Here is a 3482-nt window from a genome sequence, read left to right on the forward strand (position 1 = left end):
CCAGTACTCGGTGTTGTTCCCGAGGTTGGCGTGCTTACCCGACGCGCTCCTGTAAAATACTTCTCAACTGCCTTGAAGCTTTGCTCGACAACGCCACCCTTGCTTTGGGAGCAATATAAGAATTTATCATTGCCAACATAAACTCCGACATATGTAGAACTTGAATGGAAGAAAACGATATCTCCTGGTTGTAGCTCACTTTTGGATACGCTTTTTCCTGCTTTTTGCAGAGCGGAGATCGTGTCATCTACTTGAACACCCATCTGCTTCATGACATAGGCAACATAACCAGCAGAATCAAAAGAGGACGGGCCATTTCCTCCAGAACTATAAGGTTTCCCCATTAAATCATATGCGCTTTTAACGACTGCTGTCGTATCCAGCTGTGCAGCAGCAGCTTGTCCAGCTTCAACAAACATCAACAGGGATGTACCGAGCATGACGGCCATTGTTGACTTTTTTAACCATTGCTGTTTCGTCATCTTGTTTCCTCCTGGCTGTGATGGTTTTCCCCTCAAATTGGGTACTTTTCCATCTTAATTCCAAATTGGCGAACAAGATAACCCTAAAAATATTACCAATTATGCATTTGATTACATAGTCCTACATGTTCTCCCTGTAAAACTGTTCAATTTCAATTTGAAACGTGGCATTTGTCCTAATTCGTGAGGAAGTTTACTCCAACTCATTTTTTGGATCATCTTGTAAAAAGGAAGAAGGGAGGTTTTTTCTATCTGCTCAAATGGTATGATGGTTGAAGATATAAAGGAGTGAAATGCAATTATGATTCGTCTGGGGTTTATAGCCCAATCTCTCATCCTACTTATCCTTCTACTTTCAGGATGCAGTTCCCATGATCAAAATTCCAGCGCGACGCCGAAAACTCAGCAGACAAGCGCAACCTCATCTTCATCTGATCAAGCGTCTGAGCCTGATGATGGCTTAATAAACCAGTTGAAGGAAATCGCCCCCCAAGCAAAAGATGCCCGTCAAATCATCTCGGCCCTGGATACCAACATGGCCCATGTGAATGAAAAAACGGCGGACCAGATGTTCTTGATTCTCGAACACTATTATGAGCAGTACGTACCTGCTGTAAACGACCAGCTTGCCAAACGGTTGATTCAGCCGGGTACCGCCGAAAAATTAAACGCGCTTGAATACCCCTACGATTTCACCAAAATTGAAAACGACGATGCGTTAAAGCTATGGATGCTCAGTCAGGTATCCAGCAAGCTTACGTTAGATAACCGAGACGGGGACTTTTATTGGCGAGTGGACTACGATGCGTTGAATAAGGCTTACTCTCCCTATCTATCCAAGGATTTAAAAGAGTACCTTTCCATCCAGACCGTGGAGGCCAATCAGAACTCGATGGAGGACGGGGGGCTCACCATTTCGCGTAATGAGCTGGCAGATCGCCTGTTGCATACCGAGCATTATCTGACTACATTCCCAAACGGGTTAAAAAAAGTGGAAATGAAAACTCTATACTTCAACTACTTGAACCAATATATTCATGAGTATCGATACGAAGCAATTGATGAGAACACGTTGCGGCTTCTCCCCCAAGTGAAACAAAGCTATGAGAAGCTCGTCCAAGAACATCCTGACACCCATACCGCGCAGATCGTTAAAGATTACCTAGCCATTATTAATGCGAACGAGGATGTTATTTATGAGCCAGGAGATCCTAGCATCAGCAACATCGGGAATCCGAAACCGAATATCTCCGAGTTTTGGAAAGGATTAAGCAGTAAAGTCGATCAGTTGTTTACCCTTTAAAAACACAATAAGAAAAGTCCCGATGAAACAATTCGTCGGGACTTTTTCTTGCTTATTTTTTCATTTGTCATCCTATATCCATTAGCATGTATCACTTTGTGTATCACAATATAACGAAACCTCCGACTGCGCCGGCAAGTACAACTGCCCATGGAGGTGTCCTCCAGAAAACGAGTAAGCTAAACAACACAGCAGCCAGCACAAAATCCTTTGACCCATAGATAGAGCTGGTCCAAATCGGGTTGTAAAGAGTGGCCAGCAAAATTCCAACAACAGCCGTATTTACGCCCGTAAGCGCGCCTTGGAATTTAGGCCTTTTTCGCAGTGAATCCCAAAACGGCAATGTTCCCACAACCAGTAAAAAGGCGGGAAGAAAAATCGCGATAGTGGCTATTAAGGCCCCTGACCACCCTCCCATCATCGCGCCTAAGTATCCTGCAAACGTAAATAATGGCCCTGGAACTGCTTGTGCTGCACCATAACCTGCAAGAAATTGCTCTTTCGTCAGCCACCCAACTGGAACCACTTCTCTTTCCAGCAACGGTAAAACAACATGTCCCCCACCAAACACCAAGGAACCTGACCGATAAAAACTATCAAAAACCGCTAACCATTGAGAAGAAGTTAGCATTCGCATGACAGGAAGCAGCACAAGCAACGCAAAAAATGCAACTAAACTAATCACCGCAACAGAACGACGTATCGATATGTTCAATTCCGGCAGCTCAGCTTGCTGAGTCCCACGATAAAGGAATAGACCCATTATTCCCGCCACGATGATTAGGGCAATTTGACTGATAGCTGTTTGCCAAAGCAGCGTGATCCCCATAACAATTACGGCCATCGTGGCCCTATTTCGATCGGGTGTAAGCTTGCTTGCCATTCCCCATACAGCTTGAGCCACAATCGCCACAGCCACTATTTTAAGTCCGTGTATCCACCCGGAATCAGCCACGTGTGATTCTTTAAGAAATAAGGCAAATATGGTTAAAGCAATCACCGAAGGAAGGGTAAAGCCAATCCAAGCAAAAACTCCTCCCCAAAGTCCCGCACGCATTATTCCAATTCCCATTCCAACCTGACTGCTGGCCGGTCCGGGCAAAAACTGACACAATGCCACTAAATCAGCATAGGTTCGCTCATCCAACCACCTTCTTCGTTTAATATATTCATCATGAAAAAAGCCAAGATGAGCGATTGGTCCTCCAAACGATGTTACTCCTAACTTTGTGGAAACCCACAACACTTCAAGTAGCCTTCGAAATAAACTGGTGCAATCCGTTCTGTTTTCCCCCGTTACTTCAGTACTTTCATTTTTCATTTAACAGGTTTTCCTCCTTTCTCCCTTCCTTTTCTTTTAACTTCACGTCCCATTCCCAATTTACTCTAATACTTCGTTAATTTATCGGCTAACACCTTTTCATTTATCCCATTAATCGCATTCAGAAAATATTATGGCCGATTCCTTAGAATTAGCCTCATGTTATCCACTTGGATTTGTTTAAGAAAAACAAAAAAGCTGATCAATTTATCTTCATAAAAGATAGATTGATCAGCCTTCTTTATTCCTTGAAAACTGGATAACGGTTCAACATTGCTTTAAGGATAATGGACGTGGATAAGTCCTCGACCGATTAGTATTCGTCAGCTCCATGCGTTGCCGCACTTCCACACCGAACCTATCAACCTCATCGTCT

Annotated in this window: 3 protein-coding genes and 1 rRNA gene; 1 reads left to right on the forward strand and 3 read right to left on the reverse strand. The window is 43.8% G+C overall.

Annotation, left to right across the window (positions count from 1 at the left end; all coding sequences use genetic code 11):
- Positions 1-482: C40 family peptidase (locus ACQCN2_RS22380; RefSeq protein ID WP_426931183.1), on the reverse strand; the 482-nt coding region annotated here is incomplete at its 3' end.
- Between the two features lie 301 nt (positions 483-783).
- Here ACQCN2_RS22380 and ACQCN2_RS22385 point away from each other — a divergent pair.
- Complete coding sequence (locus ACQCN2_RS22385; protein ID WP_426931184.1) at positions 784-1785, forward strand: hypothetical protein; 1002 nt, start codon at positions 784-786, stop codon at positions 1783-1785.
- A 103-nt stretch (positions 1786-1888) separates the two neighbouring features.
- On the opposite strand, the gene ACQCN2_RS22390 is transcribed toward ACQCN2_RS22385, so the two are convergent.
- Both ACQCN2_RS22390 and ACQCN2_RS22395 read right to left on the reverse strand, forming a co-directional pair.
- On the reverse strand, positions 1889-3106 hold the full coding sequence (locus ACQCN2_RS22390) for a chromate transporter (protein WP_426931185.1): 1218 nt from the start codon (positions 3104-3106) through the stop codon (positions 1889-1891).
- Positions 3107-3399: 293 nt separating this feature from the next.
- Positions 3400-3482 (reverse strand): 23S ribosomal RNA (locus ACQCN2_RS22395); the annotation flags it as partial.

Source organism: Brevibacillus ginsengisoli (assembly GCF_050113715.1).
Taxonomy (GTDB): Bacteria; Bacillota; Bacilli; order Brevibacillales; family Brevibacillaceae; genus Brevibacillus_H; species Brevibacillus_H ginsengisoli.